Annotated in this window: 21 protein-coding genes; 3 read left to right on the top strand and 18 right to left on the bottom strand. The window is 59.8% G+C overall.

Features of this window, described 5'->3' with window-relative positions; translation table 11 throughout:
* Nucleotides 1-71 precede the first annotated feature (71 nt).
* Nucleotides 72-494 (bottom strand): OsmC family protein, encoded by a 423-nt coding sequence (locus tag ACMXYJ_RS04480; RefSeq protein WP_008061600.1) that lies wholly within the window; start codon nt 492-494, stop codon nt 72-74.
* A 231-nt stretch (nt 495-725) separates the two neighbouring features.
* On the opposite strand from ACMXYJ_RS04480, the gene crp reads away from it, so the two are divergent.
* A complete protein-coding gene (gene crp / locus ACMXYJ_RS04475; protein ID WP_415758933.1) occupies nt 726-1,370 on the top strand; it encodes a cAMP-activated global transcriptional regulator CRP in 645 nt (214 codons plus the stop codon).
* Here crp and ACMXYJ_RS04470 read toward each other — a convergent pair.
* The 4 genes from ACMXYJ_RS04470 to ACMXYJ_RS04455 form a co-directional block, all read right to left on the bottom strand.
* Nucleotides 1,367-2,068, bottom strand: a complete 702-nt coding sequence (locus ACMXYJ_RS04470; RefSeq protein WP_415758932.1) for a lipoate--protein ligase family protein — start codon at nt 2,066-2,068, stop codon at nt 1,367-1,369. The two genes, crp and ACMXYJ_RS04470, sit on opposite strands and share 4 nt — an antisense overlap.
* A 170-nt stretch (nt 2,069-2,238) precedes the next feature.
* The gene (gene trpC, locus ACMXYJ_RS04465) at nt 2,239-3,075 is read right to left on the bottom strand and encodes an indole-3-glycerol phosphate synthase TrpC (protein ID WP_415758931.1); all 837 of its coding nucleotides are present in this window, start codon (nt 3,073-3,075) and stop codon (nt 2,239-2,241) included.
* The gene (gene trpD / locus ACMXYJ_RS04460; RefSeq protein ID WP_415758930.1) at nt 3,072-4,121 is read right to left on the bottom strand and encodes an anthranilate phosphoribosyltransferase; all 1,050 of its coding nucleotides are present in this window, start codon (nt 4,119-4,121) and stop codon (nt 3,072-3,074) included. The genes trpC and trpD overlap by 4 nt, the downstream gene beginning before the upstream one ends.
* Nucleotides 4,122-4,130: 9 nt before the next feature.
* Nucleotides 4,131-4,724: an aminodeoxychorismate/anthranilate synthase component II gene (locus tag ACMXYJ_RS04455; protein WP_415758929.1), complete on the bottom strand. Its 594-nt coding sequence runs from the start codon at nt 4,722-4,724 to the stop codon at nt 4,131-4,133.
* Between the two features lie 406 nt (nt 4,725-5,130).
* Here ACMXYJ_RS04455 and estP point away from each other — a divergent pair, with 406 nt between their 5' ends.
* A complete protein-coding gene (gene estP / locus ACMXYJ_RS04450; protein ID WP_415758928.1) occupies nt 5,131-7,038 on the top strand; it encodes an esterase EstP in 1,908 nt (635 codons plus the stop codon).
* An 80-nt stretch (nt 7,039-7,118) separates the two neighbouring features.
* Here estP and trpE read toward each other — a convergent pair whose 3' ends face one another.
* The 10 genes from trpE to ACMXYJ_RS04400 all read right to left on the bottom strand — a co-directional run bounded on the left by trpE (nt 7,119) and on the right by ACMXYJ_RS04400 (nt 19,456).
* Nucleotides 7,119-8,600: an anthranilate synthase component I gene (trpE, locus tag ACMXYJ_RS04445; protein WP_223431295.1), complete on the bottom strand. Its 1,482-nt coding sequence runs from the start codon at nt 8,598-8,600 to the stop codon at nt 7,119-7,121.
* A 71-nt stretch (nt 8,601-8,671) separates the two neighbouring features.
* Nucleotides 8,672-9,490, bottom strand: coding sequence for a phosphoglycolate phosphatase (locus ACMXYJ_RS04440; protein WP_415758927.1), 819 nt, complete (start codon nt 9,488-9,490; stop codon nt 8,672-8,674).
* Nucleotides 9,487-10,161 (bottom strand): ribulose-phosphate 3-epimerase, encoded by a 675-nt coding sequence (gene rpe, locus ACMXYJ_RS04435; protein ID WP_415758926.1) that lies wholly within the window; start codon nt 10,159-10,161, stop codon nt 9,487-9,489. Before rpe ends, ACMXYJ_RS04440 begins: the two co-directional genes overlap by 4 nt.
* Before the next feature lie 80 nt (nt 10,162-10,241).
* The gene (locus ACMXYJ_RS04430) at nt 10,242-11,390 is read right to left on the bottom strand and encodes an iron-containing alcohol dehydrogenase (RefSeq protein WP_415758925.1); all 1,149 of its coding nucleotides are present in this window, start codon (nt 11,388-11,390) and stop codon (nt 10,242-10,244) included.
* Between the two features lie 213 nt (nt 11,391-11,603).
* Nucleotides 11,604-12,428 carry an ABC transporter permease gene (locus ACMXYJ_RS04425; protein ID WP_415758924.1) on the bottom strand — a complete coding sequence of 275 codons (825 nt, stop codon included), beginning with the start codon at nt 12,426-12,428 and terminating at the stop codon, nt 11,604-11,606.
* 12 nt (nt 12,429-12,440) lie between these two features.
* Nucleotides 12,441-13,688, bottom strand: a complete 1,248-nt coding sequence (locus tag ACMXYJ_RS04420) for an ABC transporter permease (protein WP_415758923.1) — start codon at nt 13,686-13,688, stop codon at nt 12,441-12,443.
* A gap of 169 nt (nt 13,689-13,857) precedes the next feature.
* Nucleotides 13,858-14,901 carry an ABC transporter substrate-binding protein gene (locus ACMXYJ_RS04415; protein ID WP_095127226.1) on the bottom strand — a complete coding sequence of 348 codons (1,044 nt, stop codon included), beginning with the start codon at nt 14,899-14,901 and terminating at the stop codon, nt 13,858-13,860.
* Nucleotides 14,902-14,950: 49 nt separating this feature from the next.
* Entirely contained in the window at nt 14,951-16,075 is a 1,125-nt protein-coding gene (locus ACMXYJ_RS04410) for an ABC transporter ATP-binding protein (protein ID WP_415758922.1), read from the bottom strand.
* Nucleotides 16,076-16,426: 351 nt separating this feature from the next.
* Complete coding sequence (locus tag ACMXYJ_RS04405) at nt 16,427-17,056, bottom strand: response regulator (RefSeq protein ID WP_003210977.1); 630 nt, start codon at nt 17,054-17,056, stop codon at nt 16,427-16,429.
* Nucleotides 17,057-19,456: a PAS domain-containing sensor histidine kinase gene (locus ACMXYJ_RS04400; protein WP_415758921.1), complete on the bottom strand. Its 2,400-nt coding sequence runs from the start codon at nt 19,454-19,456 to the stop codon at nt 17,057-17,059.
* A gap of 73 nt (nt 19,457-19,529) precedes the next feature.
* Between ACMXYJ_RS04400 and ACMXYJ_RS04395 the strand changes: the two genes are divergently transcribed.
* Nucleotides 19,530-20,522, top strand: coding sequence for an alpha/beta hydrolase family protein (locus ACMXYJ_RS04395; protein WP_415758920.1), 993 nt, complete (start codon nt 19,530-19,532; stop codon nt 20,520-20,522).
* 142 nt (nt 20,523-20,664) lie between these two features.
* Here ACMXYJ_RS04395 and ACMXYJ_RS04390 read toward each other — a convergent pair whose 3' ends face one another.
* From ACMXYJ_RS04390 to ACMXYJ_RS04380, 3 genes are read right to left on the bottom strand one after another with little or no spacing between them, the layout of a single operon-like run.
* Entirely contained in the window at nt 20,665-21,432 is a 768-nt protein-coding gene (locus tag ACMXYJ_RS04390; protein WP_415758919.1) for a TerB family tellurite resistance protein, read from the bottom strand.
* Between the two features lies 1 nt (nt 21,433).
* Nucleotides 21,434-22,105, bottom strand: a complete 672-nt coding sequence (gene murU / locus ACMXYJ_RS04385; protein WP_415758918.1) for an N-acetylmuramate alpha-1-phosphate uridylyltransferase MurU — start codon at nt 22,103-22,105, stop codon at nt 21,434-21,436.
* A complete protein-coding gene (locus ACMXYJ_RS04380) occupies nt 22,102-23,121 on the bottom strand; it encodes an aminoglycoside phosphotransferase family protein (RefSeq protein ID WP_415758917.1) in 1,020 nt (339 codons plus the stop codon). Before ACMXYJ_RS04380 ends, murU begins: the two co-directional genes overlap by 4 nt.
* Nucleotides 23,122-23,203: the final 82 nt, after the last annotated feature.

Here is a 23,203-nt window from a genome sequence, read left to right as displayed (position 1 = left end):
TGGCGCATTGTGCAGACGTCAGCTTGGGATCGCCACAGTCTGCACTGCCTTTATGATAGTTGAATGTTGATTCAACCGAGCTCGATGATCTCGTAGTCGTGTGTAATCTCTACGCCCGCCGCACCCAGCATGATCGACGCCGAGCAATACTTCTCGGCAGACAGCTCGATGGCGCGTTTGACCTGGGCTTCTTTCAAGCCGCGGCCCTTGACCACAAAGTGCATGTGGATCTTGGTGAAAACCTTCGGATCTTCGGTGGCGCGCTCGGCTTCGAGGAAGGCTTCACAGCTTTCAACGGCCTGACGGGACTTCTTGAGGATGCTGACCACGTCGAAATTGCTGCAACCGCCAACACCCAGCAGGAGCATTTCCATCGGCCGGACACCCAGGTTGCGACCGCCGGCATCGGGCGGGCCGTCCATGACCACGACATGACCGCTGCCGGATTCGCCGAGGAACATGGCTTCGCCAGCCCATTGGATGCGTGCCTTCATCGCCAAGACTCCACTGTATAAAAAAGGGTCGCCAGCTTAGCACAGGGGCCTTGATTGACGGCGTCTCGACTTCCTACGACGCAAGCCGCTGCGCTGTAGGTAAATTCTCGAATATTGCAGGAAGTGTCTGTTAAGCTGGCGCCAATTCACTGGCGCATAGCCAGCTTTGTAGCAACCTCAGCGACTCATAAGAAAACCAAACACACCGTGAAGTCTTTTCGGGATACAACCATGGTTGCTATTACCCCAACACCCAAAATCAAAAACCTCGACAAGCTGCTGATGCACTGCCAGCGCCGTCGTTATGCGGCCAAAAGCAACATCATTTGTGCGGGCGATCGCTCGGAAACCCTGTTCTTCATCATCAAGGGGTCGGTCACCATCCTGATCGAGGATGACGACGGCCGCGAAATGATCATTGCCTACCTGAACACCGGAGACTTTTTCGGCGAGTTGGGTCTGTTCGAACAGGCCGGCCTGGAACAGGAACGCAGCGCCTGGGTTCGCGCCAAGATCGAATGCGAAGTGGCGGAGATCAGTTACGCGAAATTCCGCGAACTGTCCCAACAGGATCCAGACATTCTTTACGTGCTCAGCGGACAAATCGCACAGCGCCTGCGCAACACCACCCGCAAGGTGGGAGACCTGGCGTTCTTCGACGTTACCGGCCGCGTCGCACGCTGCCTGCTGGAACTGTGCAAACAGCCAGATGCAATGACCCATCCCGATGGCATGCAGATCAAGGTGACCCGTCAGGAGATTGGGCGGATTGTCGGTTGTTCACGTGAGATGGTCGGTCGCGTACTCAAGGATCTGGAAGAACGCAACCTGGTGGACGTCAAAGGTAAGACCATGGTGGTCTTCGGTACCCGCTAAACCCTGAACATGTCTGCCAGCAACTGGCGGTACAACGTGTCGAGTCGTTCCAACGCATCAGGTACCGCATATTTTTCATGAAGAGCAATGTGGCTCTCGGCGCGAACTCGCTGCTCCAGGCCACAGGCTTCATTGAACCGGTTAACCGCCGCAACCATCGACTCACGCTCGTTATCGAGCAACAAAGCCCCGTGCACCAACCCAACCGGACGCGTACCGCCCTTGCTCTGGCGCCAGCGTTGAGCCGTGCCGACCATCTTGCGCCCATCAAGGTTGACGTTGAAACGCCCATCACAGAACGCCCCCTCTATTTCGCCCAAAGACGAAACACCGCCCAGTTCATCGAGCAACTGACAAATCGGATCGCAAAGCCGGCGATAACCGGTTTCGATGCGGTTCTGGTCACCCTCGCTACGCGGTGGCGCGTAGACCAGCGCGATGTTGATCGTTGAGGCCGATTGCGGCACCGGTTCACCGCCGGTTTCACGCAACAACACCGGCCAACCTGCCGCCGCCGACACTTCGCACGCGGCCTCGAACCCAGGCAGACGATTCAACCGTCGCGGCATGACCAGCGCCCGATCACTGGGCTGCCAGAACAACAGCCCAAACTCCGAATCGCCGGTGCACACATGGGCCAACAGATCCTGTTCGGCGAGCAGGCCGGCTTCGGTCGTCAGGGAGGTAATCAGGGTCATAAGGTATTCCGTCGGACGTTAAGTCTGTGGTGCTTCTTACGCCGCCATCGTCGGAGCGCCGCCCGGAGCAAGCTCGCTCCCACATTTGATCTGGGGGCTCACAAATTTTGTGTCCACCAACAATCACTGTGGGAGCGAGCTTGCTCCGGGCGGCGCTCCGACGATGCTTTTCAGTCGAGTGTAGAACCGCTCACCGCGATGCCACGCTCAGGAAAGAACAGACGCTGCAGTTCGGTGCCCGGGCTTTCGGCGCGCATGAACGCTTCGCCAACCAGGAACGCGTACACATCGCTGATTTCCATCAGCTCGACATCGGCCCGGTTGAGAATGCCACTTTCGGTGATCACCAAGCGATCACGCGGGATACGCGGCAACAGATCGAGGGTGGTTTCCAGATTAACTTCGAAGGTGTGCAGGTTGCGGTTGTTCACGCCGACCAACGGAGTGTCGAGGGTTTTCAAGGCCCGCTCCAGCTCGTCGCCATCGTGAACTTCCACCAGCACATCGAGGCCGACACTTTTGGCCACGGCCGCCAGCTCGGCCATTTTCACGTCATCCAGTGCGGAGACGATCAACAGCACGCAGTCGGCGCCCAACGCTCGGGCTTCAATGATCTGGTACGGATCGATCATGAAGTCCTTGCGGATCACCGGCAGATTGCACGCCGCCCGCGCCTGTTGCAGATACGCATCGGCGCCCTGGAAGTAATCGATATCGGTGAGCACTGACAGGCAGGTCGCGCCGCCCTTCTCGTAACTCTTGGCGATGTCGGCGGGAACGAAGTTCTCGCGGATAACGCCTTTGCTCGGTGAAGCTTTTTTGATTTCTGCAATGACCGCGGGCTGCTTGAGCTTGGCCTGAGCCAACAATGCCTTGGCAAAACCACGGGGTGCATCGGCCGCCTTGGCCAGACTTTCCAGCTCCGCCAGGCTTACGCGAGCGCTACGCTCGGCGACTTCCTGGATTTTACGGGCCAGAATGTTTTCCAGAACCGTCGGTACACTCATCCCTCATTCTCCACTTTGAATACCGCGGTAAATGCACCCAACTCCTCCAGTTTTTCCCGAGCGAGGCCTGTGTGCAGCGCATCGTGCGCCAGGGCAACGCCTTCTTTCAAACTGCTGGCATGGTCGGCGGCGTACAGCGCGGCACCGGCATTGAGCATAATCATTTCCGCGGCTTTCTGACCGTTCTCGGTCTTGCGCTTGCCCAGGGCATCGCGAATCAACTCCAGCGAGGCCGCCGGGCTATCCACTGCCAGACCGTGCAGGCTCTGGCTCTTCATCCCCAGGTCTTCTGGCTCGACCCAATACTCGGTGATCTGGTCATCCTTCAATTCCGCCACGAAGGTTGGCGCCGCCAGACTGAACTCGTCCAGGCCATCCTTCGAGTGCACCACCAACACGTGCTTGCTGCCCATACGTTGCAAGACTTCAGCCAGCGGCCGGCACAACGCCTGATTGAACACGCCCACCACCTGATGCTTCACGCCGGCCGGATTCGTAAGCGGGCCGAGCATGTTGAACAAGGTGCGCAAGCCCAGCTCCCGGCGCGGGCCGGCGGCGTGCTTCATGGCGCTGTGATGGGTTTGGGCGAACATGAAACCGATGCCGACGTTGTCGATGCAGCGTGCTACCTGAACCGGCGTCAGGTTCAGGTAGATACCCGCCGCCTCCAGCAAATCGGCGCTGCCGCTTTTGCCCGAGACTGCACGGTTACCGTGCTTGGCGACGGTGCAACCGGCCGCCGCGACCACGAACGAGGCAGCCGTCGATACGTTGAAGATGTTCGCACCGTCACCGCCGGTACCCACCACATCAACGACGCCGTCGAGGGTCTTGAGTTCGACCTTGTCTGCCAGCTCACGCATGACCGACACGGCGCCGACGATCTCGTCGATGCTTTCACTCTTCATGCGCATGGCCATCATGAACGCGCCGATCTGCGCATCCGTGCATTGACCGGTCATGATTTCGCGCATGACATCGCGCATCTCATCGGTGCTGAGGTCGAGCTGTTCGACGATACGGCTCAGGGCTGTCTTGATATTCATGAAAAGTCCTTAGCGCGTGCCGCCGGTTTGTTTGAGGAAATTAGCGAACAGCTCGTGGCCCTGTTCGGTGAGGATCGACTCAGGGTGAAACTGGACGCCCTCGATGTTCAGTGTCTTGTGGCGCAGCCCCATGATCTCGTCGACCGAACCGTCTTCAAGCTGAGTCCAGGCGGTCAGTTCCAGGCAATCGGGCAGGGTTTCGCGTTTGACGATCAGTGAATGATAGCGGGTGACCGTCAGCGGATGGTTCAGGCCTTCAAATACGCCTTTATCCTCGTGGAACACCGGGCTGGTTTTGCCGTGCATGACGTGACGGGCGCGGACCACATCGCCACCAAAGGCCTGGCCGATGGACTGATGGCCCAGGCACACGCCGAGGATCGGCAATTTACCGCCAAAATGCTTGATCACATCAATCGACACGCCGGCTTCGTTCGGCGTGCAAGGGCCGGGTGAAACGACGATCCGCTCAGGGTTGAGGGCTTCGATTTCGGCAATGGTGAGCTCATCGTTGCGCACGACTTTGACCTGGGAGCCGAGCTCACCGAGGTATTGCACAACGTTGTAAGTAAAAGAGTCGTAGTTATCGATCATCAGCAACATGGCTTAAGAACCTCTTGAATTTACTGACTTTGAATACAGCCTTCGAATGATTTACCCGCAGCGTCCTGCACTTTGTCAGTCGCTGGAGTCGCGCTGCAAAGCGGTTTGTCTTACGGGTAAAGAAGGCAAAGCGGTAAAGATCCGGCCGGGCCGGCAGAAGGATTCAGGCGCGCCAACGCCAACGGGCGTGTGCCTTGATGACTTGATCCAGAAGTTTGCTGACGATCAACACGGGGGAAGGTCTCATTTATACGTCTCGGCACAGTAACTTAGCTGGGCAGAGCGTGCAATATGGGGCGATCGAACCTCTTGAAACAATTGACGGGTTCGCGCCGAACGGCAACAGGCTCTATAGTTTTTGGCACTATCGTTCTGCTCACTACAACAATAACAAACGGACTTGCTCATGATCAGACAGACGCTGGCTGTACCGCTTGCCGGGTGCTTGCTCGCCATGGCCTGCACCCAGGCGATCGCGGCGCCCAACCCTTATTCGAATTTCATCGTCTTCGGCGATAGCCTCAACGATGCCGGGCAGTTTACCGACACGGGCGGCCCTCCCGGCTCGACCGTGCGCTTCACCAACCGCACCGGACCGGTTTACCAGGACGGCAGCGGCGAAATCTACTCCGCCAACTCGACCCAACTGCTGGGTGGAAGGCTCGGGTTTTCACCGGACCAGACGGCCGCTTCAACCTCGGCGGCGCGTGCGAATCAGGGGCTGCCAGACGGTAATAACTGGGCCGTTGGCGGATATCGCACCGACCAGATCCTCACCTCGATCACCACCGCATCCGCCACGGGTGAACGCACGCGTCCGGGCTATCTGCCGACAAACAACTTCAATGCCGATCCGAATGCGCTGTATTACATTTCCGGGGGTGGTAACGATTTTCTTCAGGGACGTGTGCAAAGTGGCGCTCAGGCGAATGCCGCTGCGGATCGACTGGCCAACAGCGTCCAGGTTCTGCAAACCGCCGGCGCCCGATACATCATGGTCTGGCTGCTGCCCGACCTGGGTTTGGCGCCCGCTATCAATGGCACGCCCCAGCAGACAGCCACCTCACTACTGAGCTCTGCCTTCAACCGGCAACTGGTCACTCGACTGGCGGGGATCGATGCCGAAATCATCCCGCTGAACATTCCGTTGCTGTTGCAGGAAACTTTCGCCGATCCGGCTCGATTCGGTTTTGCTACCGGCCAGAGCCTGACGGCGACTTGCTTCAGCGGTAACAGCTGCACCGAAAACCCTGCGTATGGCATCAACAGTGCCACCCCGGACCCCAGCAAGCTGATTTATAACGATGGGGTTCATCCGACCGAAGCCGGGCAAAAACTGATTTCCGACTACGCCTACTCCCTACTGGCTGCGCCGTGGGAACTGACATTACTGCCAGAAATGGCCCACGCCACCTTGCGTGCGCACCAGTATGAACTGCGCAGCCAATGGCAGTCGGACTGGGAGAACTGGCAGGCGGTCGGCCAATGGCGCGCGATTGTCGCCGGTGGCGGTCAGCATCTGGATGTCGATAGCCAAAGCAGCGGAGCCAGCGCCGACGGCGACGGTTACAACCTGAATATCGGCGGCAGCTATCGTCTCAATGACGCCTGGCGCGTCGGTGTGGCGGCGGGCTTCTATCGTCAGAACCTGGAAGCAGGCAATAACGATTCGGACTACAAACTCAACAGCTACCTGGCCACCGCCTTCGCCCAGTTCCAGCAGAATCGCTGGTGGGCCGATGCCGCGTTGACCGGCGGCAAGCTGGATTACGACAACCTCAAACGCAAATTCAACCTGGGTGCCAGCGAAGGAGCGGAGAAAGGCGATACCGATGGCGATCTCTGGGCCTTCAGCACACGGGTTGGCTACGACATTGCGCAACCGGGCAGCGAGTGGCACCTGTCGCCGTTCATCAGCGCCGATTACGCAAAAGTGGAAGTCGACGGTTACTCGGAAAACAGCACTCGTTCCACGGCGCTGACCTTTGATGATCAGACGCGCGATTCAAAACGTCTGGGCGCCGGTCTGCAGGGTAAGTATCAGATCACCCCGCAGACTCAAGTGTTCGGCGAATACGCGTATGAGCATGAGTACGAGGATGACACTCAGAAAGTAAACATCGCGCTCAACAGCCTGCCGTCCCTGGACTTCAAACTGGACGGCTATACACCGCAAAGCCACTTGAATCGCGTGAGCCTGGGGGTCAGCCACAAGTTGACGGCCGATCTGGCGCTGCGTGGCGGATACACGTTCCGCAAGGATGATGACTTTACCCAGCAAGGGCTTACCGTTGGGGTTGCGCTGGATTTCTGATCCGGCAAACAGCAGGCACAAAAAACGCGGCGCCCTCACAGGTGCCGCGTTTTTTATGGTGCAGAGGTCTTTGTGGGAACTCAGCTGTCCGGGGTTTGCTCGGCCAGGGCCACTGCACGGAACATCGCGCGGCGCTTGTTCAGGGTTTCTTCCCATTCCAGCGCCGGCACCGAGTCGGCAACGATGCCGCCACCGGCCTGCACGTGCAGCTCGCCGTTCTTGATCACCGCGGTGCGGATCGCGATTGCGGTGTCCATGTTGCCGTTCCAGGCGAAGTAGCCGACGGCGCCGCCGTAGACACCACGCTTGACCGGTTCCAGTTCGTCGATGATTTCCATCGCGCGAATCTTCGGTGCGCCAGACAAGGTACCCGCCGGCAGAATCGCCCGCAGTGCGTCCATCGCTGTCAGCCCGGCCTTCAGTTGGCCGGTGACGTTGGAAACAATGTGCATCACGTTGGAATACCGCTCGATGACCATTTTTTCGGTGAGTTTCACCGAACCGATTTCCGAGACCCGACCAGTGTCGTTACGGCCCAGGTCTATCAGCATCAAGTGCTCGGCAATTTCCTTGTCGTCGGACAGCAGGTCTTTTTCCAGTGCCAGGTCGGCCTCTTCGTTGGCGCCCCTCGGACGGGTGCCGGCGATCGGGCGCACGGTGATCAGGTTGTCTTCGACCCGCACCAGCACTTCCGGCGAACTGCCGACGACGTGGAAGTCGCCGAAGTTGAAGAAGTACATGTAAGGCGTCGGGTTGAAGCAACGCAGCGCGCGGTACAAGTCGATGGGCGCAGCCTTGAAGTCGATCGACATGCGCTGGGACGGCACGACCTGCATGCAGTCACCGGCCAAGATGTATTCCTTGATGGTGTCGACGGCTTTTTCGTAATCGTCCTGGGTGAAGCTCGAACGAAACACCGGATCAGCAGACTGTTGCTTGCTGAAATCCAGGCCACGGCGCGGGGTAATTGGCTGACGGAGTTTTTCCAACAACTCTTCCAGACGCGCCTGACCTTGCTCGAAAGCATCGTCTTGCGAGGGATCGGCCAGGACAATCGCGTGCATCTTGCCGGCGAGGTTGTCGAATACCACTACCGCGTCAGAAACCATCAGCAGAATGTCCGGCACGCCCAGTGGATCCGGGTTCGGGCACTTGCCCAGACGCTTCTCCACATAGCGCACGCAGTCGTAACCGAAATAACCCACCAGACCGCCATTGAAGCGCGGCAGGCCAGGGATGGTTGGCACGTTGTAGCGGGCTTTAAATTCTTCGACGAACGCCAGTGGATCTTCGGCTTCGTGGCTTTCGATCTCGATGCCGTCGTGGGTCACGCTGACGTGATGGTCGTGAACCCGCAATACGGTGCGGCACGGCAGGCCGATGATCGAGTAACGCCCCCACTTCTCCCCGCCCTGCACCGATTCCAGCAGGTAGGAGTTGGGCTCGTCGGCCAGTTTCAGGTAGATCGACAGCGGCGTGTCGAAGTCAGCCAGGGTTTCACAGGCAAGCGGGATGCGGTTATAGCCGGCAGCGGCCAAACGCAGGAATTCTTCGCGGATCATGGGGTAGCCTCGTGGCTTGAGGGTCTAACAGTCAGGTATGCAAACGCGCCGGTATGCCGGCCAGGAACAAGTCAGGCGCGCCAACGCCAGCGGGCCAGGGCCTTGATGACTTTCATCCAGAGTTTGCGAGTGACCACCACGATGGCGTTTCCAGAAGGGGGTTGAACAGCGTCGGCCAACGTTATCTCAGCGGCCGGATCCAGGCAACCGCGAATTAACTTGCGCAGATCGTCGATCACCAGCGCCGGCGACTCTTCGGCAATCGGTCGGCCGTGGTTATAACCGTAACTGAGCGCCACGCATTTGACCCCCGCCGCTTTCGCCGCCAGCACATCGCTGCGCGAGTCGCCGACGAACAACGATTGGGAGGCCGGAATATTGGCCATCTTCATCACGAAAAACAGCGCGGCCGGGTCCGGTTTCTTCTGCGGCAGGGTGTCGCCGCCGATGATCCATTTGAAGTAACGGCCGATCTTCATCTGATCCAGCAGCGGTGCGACGAAGCGCTCCGGCTTGTTGGTGATCAGCGCCATCTCGACGCCCTGCTTTTGCAGCCATTTCAGGGTATCGCGCACGCCAGGATAGACCACGGTCAAATCGTGTCCATCCTCGTAAAAGCCGTTGAACAGCTCCAGGGCATGCTCGGCTTCGACCTCATCGACACCCTCGGCGTCAATGTGGTTGGCCAAGGCCCGGCGTACCAGCGTGTGCACGCCGTTGCCTACCCAGTCACGCACCGATTCGATGCCGGCAGGTTTTCGCCCGAGTTTGAGCAGCATGTTATCCACAGCCGCTGCGAGGTCAGGGACCGAATCGACCAGCGTGCCATCCAGATCGAACATCACCAGCCGCGGCAGAGACCCCGGGAACAGCTGCTCAAAGCCACTCATGAACGGGACAGCGCCAGTTCGGAACGCATCTTTTCAATTACCTCTTGGTAATTCGGTGCATTGAAGATCGCCGAGCCGGCAACGAAGGTGTCAGCGCCAGCAGCGGCGATTTCACGAATGTTATTTACGTTCACGCCGCCGTCGATTTCCAGGCGGATGTCACGGCCGGATGCATCGATCAGCGCCCGCGCTTCACGCAGTTTGTCGAGGGTGCCGGGGATGAACTTTTGCCCGCCGAAGCCCGGGTTGACGCTCATCAGCAGGATCATGTCGACCTTGTCCATCACGTACTTGAGCACGTCCAGCGGGGTCGCCGGGTTGAACACCAGGCCCGACTTGCAGCCGCCTTCGCGGATCAGTTGCAGGGAGCGGTCGACGTGCTGCGAGGCTTCCGGGTGGAACGTGATGTAGGTCGCGCCGGCTTCGATGAAGTCACCGACGATGCGGTCCACCGGGCTGACCATCAGGTGCGCGTCGATCGGCGCAGTCACGCCGTACTTGCGCAGCGCGGCACACACCATCGGGCCGATGGTCAGGTTGGGCACGTAGTGGTTGTCCATGACATCGAAGTGCACGAAGTCGGCGCCAGCGGCCAGGACGTTGTCCACTTCTTCACCCAGGCGGGCGAAGTCAGCGGAGAGAATCGACGGAGCAATTACGAAGGGCTGCATGACGCACCTTTTTTGAGCAGAATCACGATGGCGCGCATTGTATACCTCATGCTTTGACGTGCGCGACGTGACTGCGATGATCAGTAGGCCGCTCGGTAAATCTTCTCTATGTCGACGGCGCTCAGTTTGCGCGGATTGTTGCGCATCAGGCGCTCGATTCCCGCCGCCTCCACCGCCATGGCCGGGATGGCTGCTTCTGGAACACCGAAGCTGTGCAGGCCCGGCGGGATTTCCACCGCAGCGCACAACTCGGTCATCGCCTCTACGGCCTTGTCCGCCGCGTCGTTGGCGCTCAGATGAGCGGTCTTCACCCCCATGGCCTCGGCGATATCTTGCATGCGCTCCACGCAGGCCATTTTGTTCCAGCTCATGACATACGGCAGCAGCAAGGCGTTGCTGACGCCATGGGCAATGTTGTAACGGCCGCCCAGCGGATACGCCAGCGCGTGCACCGCGCCGACCCCGGCATTACCAAACGCCATGCCGGCCATCAGGCTGGCGGTGGCCATGTCTTCGCGGGCCTGGAGATTGGACGGATTGGCGTAAGCCTTCGGCAGCGCCTTGGCGATGAGCTTGATGGCGCCGATGGCCAACGCGTCGGTAATCGGTGAGGCGTTCAGCGACAGATAGGATTCGATGGCGTGCACCAGTGCATCGACGCCACTGGCGGCCGTGACACTGCGCGGACAGGTCAGGGTCATTTGTGGGCTGACCAGCGCCACGTCCGGTAATAGATAGTCGCTGACGATGCCTTTCTTCAGCTGCGCGACCTTGTCGGAGAGGATCGCCACGTTAGTGACTTCCGAGCCGGTGCCGGCGGTGGTCGGAATGGCGATCAGCGGCGGACCTTTGCGCGGCACCTGATCGATGCCAAACAGATCCTCCAGCGCCCCGTGATAACCGGCGTAGGCCGCGACACTTTTAGCGATGTCGATGGCACTGCCGCCACCCAGGCCGATCAGTCCGTCGTGCCCGCCCTCGCGGTAGACCCGCATGCAGTCTTCAACGATGGCGATTTCCGGGTCTGGCAACACACGGTCGAAAATTTCGTAGGCTCGGTCGCCCAGCTGCGCCAGCGCCAGCTCGACCGTGCCGGACTTGACCAGTGCGGCATCGGTGACGATCAGCGGGTTGTCGATGTCCAGGCGTGTCAGCTCAGCCGCCAGTTGCTCGATGGCCCCTGCACCGGTGATCAGTTTGTGAGCGATTTTGAAAGAGGAAAGACTCATGTGCGCAGCCTCTTATAGATAGGGGAGCTGGGCACAAGAGTAGCTGGGGATTGGGGTTTGTCTGCTATTCAGGTCATGAATGACCATGACACAGTGAAAATCCAATGTGGGAGCGGGCTTGCTCGCGAAAGCGGTGGATCAGTCGACATCTATTGTGAATGTCACTCCGCATTCGCGAGCAAGCCCGCTCCCACATTTTGACCGTGTACGGCCTCAGACCTGAGCGGTGCGCAGTTTTTCGCTACGGCCACGCAGCCACTCGAGGGTCAGCAGCAGGATTACCGAGAAGGCAATCAGCAGGGTCGCTGCGGCAGCAATTGTCGGGCTGAGGTTTTCGCGGATGCCGCTGAACATCTGCCGTGGCAGGGTCGCTTGCTCAGGGCCGGCGAGGAACAGCGTCACCACCACTTCATCGAACGAAGTCGCGAAGGCAAACAGCGCACCGGAGATCACGCCAGGCGCAATCAGCGGCAAGGTCACCCGACGGAACGCGGTCAGTGGCGAAGCACCCAGGCTTGCAGCAGCGCGCACCAGGTTTTGGTTAAACCCCTGCAACGTCGCCGACACCGTGATGATCACAAACGGCACGCCCAACACCGCATGCACCACGATCAGCGAGAAGAAGCTGTTGCCCAGACCCAGTGGCGCGAAAAACAGATAGCTGGCCACACCGATGATCACCACCGGTACCACCATCGGCGAAATCACCAGCGCCATCACCAGCGCCTTGCCGCGGAATTCGCCCCGCGTCAGGCCGATGGCCGCCAGCGTACCGAAGATCATCGCCAGCACAGTCGCCGCCGGAGCAACGATGATGCTGTTCTTCAGCGCACGCATCCACTCGGCCGAGGCGAAGAAGTCCTGATACCAGTGCAGCGAGAAGCCTTGCAGCGGATAGACCAGGAAACTGCCCGAGTTGAACGACAGCGGAATGATCACCAGCACCGGCAGGATCAGGAACAACAAAATCAAGCCGCAGAGAATCCGCAAACTGTAGAACCACACCCGCTCAATGGGCGACATATAAGGACTCAGCATTTCGTTCTCCCCTTAGCTCAGGCGCAGGCGACTGGCGCCCACCAGCCAGCTGTAAATCAGATAAAGCACCACGGTCGCCAACAGCAGCAGCCCACCGAGTGCGGTCGCCATGCCCCAGTTGATGCTGGTGTTGGTGTAGAAGGCGACGAAGTAACTGACCATCTGATCGTTCGGGCTGCCCAGCAAGGCCGGGGTGATGTAGTAGCCGATAGCGAGGATGAACACCAACAGGCAACCGGCGCCGACACCGGCATAGGTCTGCGGGAAGTACACCCGCCAGAAACTGGCGAACGGGTGGCATCCGAGGGAAATCGCGGCACGCATGTAGGTCGGCGAGATGCCTTTCATCACGCTGTAGATCGGCAGAATCATGAACGGCAGCAGAATGTGCACCATGGAGATGTAAACCCCGGTGCGGTTGAACACCAGCTCCAGCGGTTTATCGATAATGCCCATCGCCATCAGGCCGCTGTTGATCAAGCCACCCGATTGCAGCAACACGATCCACGCGGCGACCCGCACCAGGATTGAAGTCCAGAACGGCAGTAGCACCAGGATCATCAGCAGGTTGCTTTGCCGTGACGGCAAGTTCGCCAGCAAGTAAGCCAACGGATACGCCAGCAACAGGCAAATCACGGTGATGATCAGCCCCATCCAGAACGTCCGGGCAAAGATGTCGAGGTAAATCGCCTGATCGGGCGTGGCCGGGGCAATTTCGCCGAGGTCGTCGATACGGTGATCGACCGCCGCCAGCAAGTAATACGGTGTGATGTTGCTGGTGTTGCGGCGCACGGCTTGCCAATAGGCCGGGTCGCCCCAGCGCTCGTCGAGACCTTCCAGCGCTTCTTTATAAGAGACCGGTTCGGTAGCGAACGGTAAGGCACGTGCAGTTTTGGTCAGCAGGCTGCGGTAGCCGGCCAATTCCATGTTCAAGCGCTTGGACAGGTCGCCCAGGGTCTGATTCTTGCGGGCTTCAGCGAGGTCTTCACTGGCCGCCTTGTAAACCGGTTCAGCGGGCAAGCCTCGGCCATCCCAACTGGCGATAGCCGCCACGGTGCGTGGCATACCGCCGACCACTTCCGGGTTACCAACACTTTTGTAGAGCAGCGCCACGATGGGCACCAGGAACACCAGCAACAGAAACAGCACCAACGGCGCGATCAAGGCTTGTGCTTTCCAGCGGTTGATCCGCTCGGCGTGCTTGAGCCGCTGCTTCAAGGTGGGGTCGGTGCCCGCGTTCAGGGGAATGGCGGTGGCCATGGCGTACTCCGGAAATCTTTGATCGTTACAGAGGCATACAAACAACCTGTGGGAGCGAGCTTGCTCGCGATGGGGGCATTACATTCAACATCAATGTTGACTGACCCACTGCTATCGCGAGCAAGCTCGCTCCCACAAGGATTGCGGTGTTCAAACCACAGGGTATTGCTTACTTCGCAGCCCAGGAATTGAAGCGCTGTTCCAGTTGCTCACCGTTGTCAGCCCAGAAGCTGACGTCGATCTGCACCTGGTTGGCGATGTTTTCCGGGGTGGTCGGCATGTCTTTCAGGACATCCTTGGCCAGCAACGGTACGGCTTGAATGTTGGCCGGGCCGTAGGCGATGTTTTCCGAGTAAGTCTTCTGCTGCTGCGGCGCCACCGAGAACGCGATGAATTTCTTCGCCGCTTCAGCGCGTGCCTTATCCAGACCTTTTGGAATGGCCCATGCGTCGAAGTCGTAGATGCCGCCGTTCCACACGACTTTCAGGTTGCTTTCTTTCTGCACGGCAGCGATCCGGCCGTTGTAGGCCGAGCTCATGACCACGTCGCCGGAAGCGAGGTACTGCGGCGGTTGCGCGCCGGCTTCCCACCACTGGATGCTTGGCTTGAGTTCATCAAGCTTCTTGAACGCGCGGTCCTGACCATCCTTGCCGGCCAGTACTTTGTAGACGTCCTTCGGCGCAACGCCGTCGGCCATCAGAGCGAATTCCAGGGTGTACTTGGCGCCTTTACGCAGGCCACGTTTGCCCGGGAATTTCTTGGTGTCCCAGAAATCCACCCAGCTGGTCGGTGCGGAAGCCAGTTTGTCGGCGTTGTAAGCCAGCACGGTCGACCACACGAAGAAGCCCACGCCGCATGGCTGGATGGCACCTTTGACGTAGTCTTCGGACTTGCCGAACAACTTCGGATCAAGCTGCTCGAACATGTCTTCGTCGCAACCACGGGACAGTTCTGGCGATTCAACTTCTACCAGGTCCCAGGACACGCTTTTGGTGTCGACCATGGCTTTGACCTTGGCCATTTCGCCGTTGTACTCGCCCGCCACGATCTTGCCGTTACCTGCCGCTTCCCACGGTGCGTAGAAGGCTTTGACCTGCGCCGCCTTGTTCGCCCCGCCAAAGGACACCACGGTCAGGTCCGGGCCCGCCGCCATTGCGTGTGCCGCACCGATCATGCCCATGACCAAAGCGGTGAATTTCAGGGATCTCAACATTTATTGTTCTCTCCACGTGCAGGGTTGGTGTTGTTGAAGCAGGGGGCGATCAATGCGCCTCTAGAAGTGGGTCGAGCGCGCGAACGTGTTCGACCTGCCAGCCAAGCGGTACCACGTCGCCGACAGCCAGCGCGGGATCGAGCTCGGCAATCGGTTGTTTCACAAAAAAATCGGTCTTGCCGCAGACTTCCAGGCGAACCCGGACGTGGTCGCCCAGGTAGATGAATTCCTCCACCCTCCCTGAGAAGCGGTTGACGCATTGATCGCTTGCGCCGTTGAGGCTGATGCGCTCGGGGCGAATCGACAGCGTGACGGGTTCGCCGGTCTTGCCGACGTTGACTGCCAGAGCTTCAACCTTTTCACCGCGACCCAACTCAACCACGCAGCGGTCGCCGGTGTGGCTGTGCAAGCGGCCGTTGAGGCGGTTGTTCTCGCCGATGAAGTTGGCGACGAAGGTGTTTTTCGGCTCTTCGTAGAGGGTGCGCGGTGGCGCGATCTGCTGGATTTCGCCCTGGTGGAAGACTGCCACGCGGTCGGACATGGTCAGGGCTTCGCCCTGGTCGTGGGTCACGTAGACCACAGTCACGCCGAGGCGCTGGTGCAGGTGCTTGATCTCCATCTGCATGTGTTCGCGCAGTTGTTTGTCGAGTGCGCCGAGGGGTTCGTCCATCAGCACCAGTTGCGGCTCGAACACCAACGCCCGGGCCAGGGCCACACGCTGCTGCTGACCGCCGGACAGTTGTGCCGGGTAACGCTGGGCGAAGGTGTCGAGCTGAACCATGCTCAGGACTTTTTTGACCTTGTCGCTGACATCGCTCTTGTTCAAGCCGCGCACGCTCAACGGGAACGCCAGGTTCTCGGCGACCGTCATGTGCGGAAACAATGCGTAGTTCTGGAACACCATGCCGATGTCGCGCTTGTGCGGCGGCACGTTATTGATGGAACGCCCGGCCAGCTGGATTTCGCCTGCGGTCGGTGTTTCGAAACCGGCGAGCATCATCAGGCTGGTGGTCTTGCCGGAGCCGGACGGCCCGAGCAAGGTGAGGAATTCGCCTTTGCGAATCTCCAGGTTGAGGTCTTTGACGATCAGGTTCTCGCCGTCGTAGCTTTTTTGCACTCCACGAAAGCTGACCAGAATATCGCTGGCCCCTGCGTTTGAATCAACCTGGCTCATACCCACACCTTTGTTGTGATGACTGCTGTGGACTAAGCCTAGTGGACGCTGCCGACCACGCAAATCGGGGCGCAGGAGAGAATGGCCTCAGCAGGATGGAAGGTTGGGGGTAGGGATTGCCCTACAAGGATGGCGGGGATGGATATGTGGATTGGGTATTGCGACGGGCGGGGGGCTGCAAGCCGCAGGAACCGGCAAAAGCAGCGTTGGAAGCATGTCGCAATTGGACATGCCACCAAAATCTCTGTGGGAGTGAGCCTGCTCGCGATAGCGGTGGCTCAGTGCAAATTATGTCGACTGACACACCGCTATCGCGAGCAGGCTCACTCCTACAATGTTCGGTGGTGTGTGTCAGAGGAGTTTGTGCTCCATCGCGTACTTCACCAGTTCCGCCAGGGAGGTGATGTTGAGTTTCTGCATCAGCCGCGCCTTGTGGGTGCTGATGGTTTTGCTGCTCAAGGCCAGTTGCTGGGCGATGTCGTTGACGTTGGCGCCCTGGGCCAGGCGTTCGAACACCGAGAATTCGCGCTCGGACAGCAACGAATGCAACGGCCGCGAATCGGTCAGGCCGACTTCGAAGACCATGCGGTCGGCCAGGTCCGGGTCGATGTAGCGCCCGCCCGCCGCGACCTTGCGGATCGCCGTCAGCAGCAATGCCGGATCGCTGTCCTTGGTCGCATAACCGGCGGCGCCGACCTTCAACGCACGGGCGGCCATTTGCGCTTCGTCGTGCATCGATAACACCAGAATCGCCGGCGGATTGTTCAGTGCACGAATCCGCGGGATCGCCTCCAGCCCGTTAACCCCGGGCATGGAGATGTCCAGCAAGACCACTTCGCAGGGAACATGACGCAAGGTCTCGAGCAACTGCTCGCCATTGCTCGCCTCCCCTACCACCAGCAAATCCTTGGCCAGGCCGATCAATTGCTTGATGCCTTCGCGGACGATGGTGTGGTCTTCGGCTACCAGTACACGGATCACTTACTTCTCCTCATCCAGCGGCACTCGCACGCTCAGGGTCGTGCCTTCACCCGGTTCACTCTCAAGCGACAACTGCCCGCCCATGATCAACACTCGCTCGCGCATGCCGACCACCCCGAAGGATGTTGACCTACCGGTGGCGGGGACAAATCCTACGCCATCATCGCTGACGGTCAGACACAACTCGTCGCCCTCCAGCGCCAATGTCAGTTCGACAGTATGCGCCTGGGCATGGCGCATGACATTGGTCAGCGCTTCCTGAAGGATCCGGAACAGGCCAATCGCCTTGGCATCACTGAGCACCGGCAGATTCTCCGGCACCTGCACCAGACACGGAATCTGCGTGCGCGCCTCGAATCGGCGGGCCTGCCACTCGATGGCCGAGGCGATCCCGGCGTCGAGAATCGGCGGCCGCAGTGCCGTGGCGACATCGCGAACCAGTTGGAACAGCTGAGCGATCAGTCGCTTCATGCTGTTCAAGCGTTCGTTCAGACCGGGGTCGAGCTGGGCGTAGGCCAGTTCGCACATGGAGGTTTCCAGTTTGAGCACGGTCAACATCTGACCCAGCTCGTCGTGTACTTCCCGGGCGATGCGGGCCTTTTCCTCTTCCCGCACGCTCTCCAGGTGCGCGGACAACTCACGCAACTGCTCGCGAGAACTGGCCAGTTCCAGTTCGATGCGTTTGCTCTCGCTGATGTCCCAGACGATCCCGTCCCAGACATAGGCGCCGTCTTCGAGTCGGCGGGTGATGGCTTTGATTTCGGCCCAGCGCTGTTCGCCGGATCGGGTGAGAATCCTTCCCTGCCACGACCAGTCACTGTCGGTGTCCAGTGCATGGTCCTGGGTTTGGTGATAACTGGCCTTGTCGTCGGGGTGCACCAAGCTGCGCAGGCCTTTGTCGCGATGGGCCAGGGTGGCCGGCGAGTAACCGACCAGGCTCTCGCTGCCTTCACTGATGTAGGCAAAGTCGATCTGCCCCGTCACCGGCGCCCGTTCCAGACGAAAGACCAGTCCTGGAACGTTGGCGGCGATCCCTTGCAATCGGGCCTCGCTTTCCTGCAACGCGGCCAATGCACGACGGCGCTCGGTGACGTCGTTGAGGTAAACCACCAGGTATTCGCTCTCGCGAAACCGCAAAAAGCTCAGCGAAACATCCACCGGCAGGTTGCTGCCATCCGCCCGTATACAGTTGGTTTCGAAACTTTGCGGGCCGTCCTCACTGGCCCGGGCGCGTTTCCACAGGTTCAGCCAGCGATCCATGTGCAAGCCGGGCTCGAAGTCGATCAGCGGCCGATCAATGATCCCGCCCGCCGGATAACCCAGCATGGTTTCGGCCGCGCGATTGGCGTAGCGCACATGGCTGTCCCAGTTGACCCAAAGGATGCCGACGGTGCTCTGGTCGATGGAAAACTGGGTGAGGCGCAGGGCTTCTTCGCTGGCGGCACGCAGGGCAATGTCCTCGCGCGCGGCCAGCAAACGATGCTCAAGACTGTGCTGCTGCCGACGCTGCCAGAACACGATAGCCATGCTGCTCAGCGTCAACACCGCCAACAGCAGACAGAGGTTTTGCCAGAACCCCGGGGACTCGGTCAACCGCGGGTATTTGGGTTGCAGCCACTGGTTGTGCAGTTGCTCCAGGTCCTTGGCCGGGATCGCCCGCAACGCACTTTCGACGATGCCGGCCAGTTCCGGCCAGTCCCGGCGCGTAGCCACCCGCAACAGTTGCGGCAAGCCGATGTCGCCCACCACCACCAGCCCGGCGAATTCCGGCTCGGCGGACAAACGCCCTAGTTGCGCTTCGTCGACCACGGCGTAACTGGCCTGCTGACTCAATAACAGTTGCAGTGCCTGGCGCTCGATCGGTACGCCTTGAAGGTTCAGGTGCGGGTAATTGCTGCGCAGGTAATCGGCGGTGGCGCCGGGCATGCGCACGGCGACGCGGGTTTGGCTGTCGAGTTTTTCCAGCTCTACCACGCCGGTGCTTTTCTGATCGCTGACCACCAGTTGCGGCACCCGCATATACGGGTCGGAAAACTGCCAGAGCCGCAGGCCACCGGGTGTTTGGGTCAGCCCCGGAGCGATGTCGATTTCACCCTCGCGCGCGGCGGCTTCCAGTTGCGCCAGGTCGGGAAAGTTACGCCAGCTCAGCTCGACTTTGAGCGCCTTGGCCAGCCACTTCATCAGCTCGACATTGACCCCGGACAAACGCTGCAAGCGGCGATCGTATTGGGCATAGGGCACTTGCAACACCAGCCCCACCCGCAACTCGCCATGTTGCGCCAGCCATTGCTGCTGGCCCGCGGACAATTGCGCGACGTGCACCGGTGGCGCGGGAGCCGCCCAGCCCATCAAGGGAAACCACAAACAGCCGATAACCCACAGGCAGCGAAAACGCATCATCGAAATCTCACACACTGACAAATACTGACCAACCCATTAGGCTGCCGGAATAACTTCTGGCCTGGAATATCCGATGCCCCCTGTTTACCGCCTGGCACTGCCAGCATTGTGCCTGTCGCTGATCCTGCCTTGCGCCTTTTCTGTCGAGGCCGCCGACCCGGTACCTGCCGCAACGGAAACACCCGCTGAAGAAAAACCGGTCGAGCGCCAGCCGCTGCTTGAGCGTAGTCAGGAAGAAGCGAACGCACTTGAGCGACAGATCCCTGTTCAGGAACAGCAGCAACTGCAAGCGGGCAGCGACACGTTTCTGGCCTTGTGGAAACCGGCCAATACCGCCGAACCCAAAGGCGCGGTGATTATCATCCCGGGCGCCGGCGAAACCGTTGACTGGCCGCAAGCAATCGGTCCATTGCGACGTAAATTGCCGGACGCCGAGTGGAGCAGCCTGAGTATCACCTTGCCGGACCTGCAAAGCGATGCCATTGCGCCGCGTATCGTCGAAGTGGCGCCCACACCAAAAGCCCCCGACACCGGCAGCAAAAACTCGACCACTGCTGCGCCCATCGAACAAGCGGCGGGCGGTGAAGCGGAGGTGGCAGACAAGGCGATCGCCGAAACTAGCGAGGAACAGGCCAACGCCGACGCCGAACGAATCTTCGCCCGCATCGACGCTGCGATTGCCTACGCCGAACAGCAAAGCGCTCGCAGCATTGTCGTGCTGGGGCATGGCACTGGCGCCTACTGGGCCGCGCGCTACCTGAGCGAGAAGCAGCCCTCGCAAGTGGAAAAGTTTGTGATGGTCGCCGCTCAGATGCCGGCGAAAGCCAAACCAGAGCTGGTCGAACTGACACCGACCCTGAAGCTGCCCACCGCAGACATCTTCTATATGGATAGGCCGCTGGATCGCAATCTGGCGCTGGAACGTTTGCAGGCCAGCAAACGTTTGAAGACTTCGGGGTTCAGTCAGGTTTCGCTCAAGGCTTTGCCGGGTAATTCCAAGGCAGAGCAAGAGCAACTGTTCCGTCGGGTGCGGGGCTGGTTGAGTCCTCAGCCAGCGACAGACTGATCAACCGAGTAGCCCTTCTTCGCGAGCAAGCCCGCTCCCACATATGATCTCGGTCGTCCGCACATTCTGTGTCCACTGAAGATCTCATGTGGGAGCGGGCTTGCTCGCGAAGTGGGCCTACAAACACTACAAATCTGTTGCCCTAACGAAAATCCCGCCGCTCACGAATCAATGTGTAGGCGCTATGCAGTTCGCGGGTCTTGTCAGTGGCTTCGCGAACCTGCAACGCCGTCGCACCGCTGCCGGCGATCTTGTCCGGGTGATGGCGACTCAGCAGGCGTCGATAAGCACGCTTGATCTGCGCCGGCTCACTGGTCGCCGAAACGCCCAAAAGCCGCAGGGCATCTTGATAGGTCAGAACGCTGCTGGCCTGTGCAAACTTGTGCTTTTCGTAATCGGCCGCCAGAACCTGCACCTGTTGTGACGACCAGCCCAGCCATTTACCCCACTGCCTGATCAGCTCTCGTTCAGCGCTACCGGCGCGGCCATCGGCCCAAATCATCCGCCAACAGGCGCGCAGGACGCCTTCGGCGGCATGAGGTTGACGACCCAAGCGGCGCAGGTAACCGCGCAACCGGTCATCTCCCGACTTGCCGCGATTGAACGCGGCAATTGCCCGGCGCTGGGCCGACTCGCTCATGTCCAGCGAGCGCATTTCCTGACGGGCCTGCTGGATGTGGCCTTCCACCACCCGTCCATCGCTCTTGGCCAGCCGTCCCAACAACACAAACAGCAGTTCATCGTTGCGCAGCACCGAGCGGCCACCGAGCCTTTCTCGCAAGTGCGCCCAGCTCTGTATGTGCAAGTGCCGATCCAGCACCTGCCCCAACAAGGCGCCCAGCATGGCCCCCGGAATGCTGGCGATGTAAAAGCCCGCCCCGGCGCCAATCAGAGTCGCTGGCCACAACATCTCAGCGTCTCGCTTCTAACAGGGTTTCGACTTCAGCCAGACGCTCGTGAGTGCCAACATCCACCCAATGTCCATTCAAGTGCTCGCCGGTGACGTGTCCATCGGCCATGGCCTTGCGCAGCAGCGGTGCAAGCTTGAAGGCGCCGGCGGAGCAGCCGTCGAACAGTTTCGGGTGCAGGACCGCGATGCCGCTGTAGGTCAGGTTTGCAGTGTCCGGCTGACCGTCGCGTACTTGCCCGTCGATCAGACTGAAATCGCCGGTCGGATGATGGGCAGGGTTGTCCGCCAACACCAAATGCGCCAGCCCGGTGATGGGTTGGTGCAACACGCTGAAGTCGTAGTCGGTCCAGATGTCACCGTTGACCACCATAAAGGCCTCGTTACCCAGCAACGGCAGCGCGCGGAAAATCCCGCCTCCGGTTTCCAGCGGCTCACCTTCCGGCGAGTACTGAATACGTACGCCGTATTGCGAGCCATCACCCAGATAGTTTTCGATCAGCTGGCCGAGCCAGGCATGGTTGATCACCACCTCGGTAAACCCCGCCACCGCCAAGGCTTTCAAGTGATACTCGATCAACGGTATACCGCCCGCGCGAACCAGTGGTTTCGGCGTGCTTAAGGTCAGCGGGCGCATGCGCTCGCCTTTGCCTGCTGCCAGAATCATTGCCTTCATGCATTCACTCCAGCACGCAGACTCAGCAGCAACACATCCAGCTCGGCCAGTTCAGGGCGGCGGGCGATCACGGCGTCTATATAAGCAAAGAAGCGTGGCACATCGCCGAGATAGCGTGGCTTGCCGTCGCGGTGGCAGATGCGGGCAAAGATGCCGATCACTTTCAGGTGCCGCTGCACGCCCATCAGGTCGCTGGCACGCAGGAAGTCTTCGAAGTCTGGCTGAACCGGGATCCCGAGATCGCCCGCTTGCTGCCAGTACGCTTCCAGCCAACCGCGCACACGCTCCTCGGGCCAGCTGAGGAACGCATCCTTGAACAGGCAGGTCACGTCGTAGGTCACCGGACCATAGACGGCGTCCTGGAAATCCAGCACGCCGGGATTTGGCTCGCTGAGCATCAAGTTGCGTGGCATGTAGTCGCGGTGCACCAGCACTTTAGGCTGGGCCAGTGCGCTGTCGATCAATAACTCGGTCACGTTCTGCCAGAGCATTTGCTGCGCCGAGTCGAACTCGATGCCCAACTCGCGCTTCACGTACCACTCGGGGAACAATTCCAGCTCGCGACGCAGCAGCGCCACGTCATAACTTGGCAGCGGAGCAACCATCGGCAACTGCTGAAAAGCCAGCAGCGCTTGCAGGGCATCCTTGAACAAATCGTCGGCATTTTCGCTGTCGATCACGTCCAGGTAAGTCTTGTTGCCCAGGTCATTGAGCAAAAGAAAACCACGCTCGAGGTCTTCGGCATAAATTTTCGGAACATTTATTCCGGATTTCGCCAGCAAAAAAGCGATATCCACGAAGGGTTTACAGTTTTCCTGGGGCGGTGGCGCGTCCATCACGACGAAGCTTCTGCCCTCGCCTTCCCAGCGGAAATAACGTCGAAAACTCGCATCGCTACTGGCCGCAGTCAACGTGGCCGGGGGTACGGCACCCCAACCCTGTTCTGCAAAGAGGGCAGCCAATTGCTCATCGAGCCAAACTTTCAGGTGTTGCAAACGTACATCTTGGTCAGGCATTGCAAGGGTCTCCGACGGCGCTAGCCGTCAAGCGGGTCATGCTTTATTATCCAGCATCTTTTTCAGACCATCGAGAGGCGTG

This window comes from Pseudomonas arabinosi (genome assembly GCF_047758675.1).
GTDB lineage: Bacteria > Pseudomonadota > Gammaproteobacteria > Pseudomonadales > Pseudomonadaceae > Aquipseudomonas > Aquipseudomonas arabinosi.
The sequence above is the reverse complement of the archived record's forward strand: the minus strand, read 5'-3'. Positions and strand labels throughout refer to the sequence as shown.

Bases quoted from the DNA above. Each gene is read 5' to 3' on its own strand.
- ACMXYJ_RS04480 (WP_008061600.1), bottom strand. From the start codon at position 494: ATGAAGGCACGCATCCAATGGGCTGGCGAAGCCATGTTCCTCGGCGAA.
- crp (WP_415758933.1), top strand. From the start codon at position 726: ATGGTTGCTATTACCCCAACACCCAAAATCAAAAACCTCGACAAGCTG.
- ACMXYJ_RS04470 (WP_415758932.1), bottom strand. From the start codon at position 2,068: ATGACCCTGATTACCTCCCTGACGACCGAAGCCGGCCTGCTCGCCGAA.
- trpC (WP_415758931.1), bottom strand. From the start codon at position 3,075: ATGAGTGTACCGACGGTTCTGGAAAACATTCTGGCCCGTAAAATCCAG.
- trpD (WP_415758930.1), bottom strand. From the start codon at position 4,121: ATGAATATCAAGACAGCCCTGAGCCGTATCGTCGAACAGCTCGACCTC.
- ACMXYJ_RS04455 (WP_415758929.1), bottom strand. From the start codon at position 4,724: ATGTTGCTGATGATCGATAACTACGACTCTTTTACTTACAACGTTGTG.
- estP (WP_415758928.1), top strand. From the start codon at position 5,131: ATGATCAGACAGACGCTGGCTGTACCGCTTGCCGGGTGCTTGCTCGCC.
- trpE (WP_223431295.1), bottom strand. From the start codon at position 8,600: ATGATCCGCGAAGAATTCCTGCGTTTGGCCGCTGCCGGCTATAACCGC.
- ACMXYJ_RS04440 (WP_415758927.1), bottom strand. From the start codon at position 9,490: ATGAGTGGCTTTGAGCAGCTGTTCCCGGGGTCTCTGCCGCGGCTGGTG.
- rpe (WP_415758926.1), bottom strand. From the start codon at position 10,161: ATGCAGCCCTTCGTAATTGCTCCGTCGATTCTCTCCGCTGACTTCGCC.
- ACMXYJ_RS04430 (WP_415758925.1), bottom strand. From the start codon at position 11,390: ATGAGTCTTTCCTCTTTCAAAATCGCTCACAAACTGATCACCGGTGCA.
- ACMXYJ_RS04425 (WP_415758924.1), bottom strand. From the start codon at position 12,428: ATGCTGAGTCCTTATATGTCGCCCATTGAGCGGGTGTGGTTCTACAGT.
- ACMXYJ_RS04420 (WP_415758923.1), bottom strand. From the start codon at position 13,688: ATGGCCACCGCCATTCCCCTGAACGCGGGCACCGACCCCACCTTGAAG.
- ACMXYJ_RS04415 (WP_095127226.1), bottom strand. From the start codon at position 14,901: ATGTTGAGATCCCTGAAATTCACCGCTTTGGTCATGGGCATGATCGGT.
- ACMXYJ_RS04410 (WP_415758922.1), bottom strand. From the start codon at position 16,075: ATGAGCCAGGTTGATTCAAACGCAGGGGCCAGCGATATTCTGGTCAGC.
- ACMXYJ_RS04400 (WP_415758921.1), bottom strand. From the start codon at position 19,456: ATGATGCGTTTTCGCTGCCTGTGGGTTATCGGCTGTTTGTGGTTTCCC.
- ACMXYJ_RS04395 (WP_415758920.1), top strand. From the start codon at position 19,530: ATGCCCCCTGTTTACCGCCTGGCACTGCCAGCATTGTGCCTGTCGCTG.
- ACMXYJ_RS04390 (WP_415758919.1), bottom strand. From the start codon at position 21,432: ATGTTGTGGCCAGCGACTCTGATTGGCGCCGGGGCGGGCTTTTACATC.
- murU (WP_415758918.1), bottom strand. From the start codon at position 22,105: ATGAAGGCAATGATTCTGGCAGCAGGCAAAGGCGAGCGCATGCGCCCG.
- ACMXYJ_RS04380 (WP_415758917.1), bottom strand. From the start codon at position 23,121: ATGCCTGACCAAGATGTACGTTTGCAACACCTGAAAGTTTGGCTCGAT.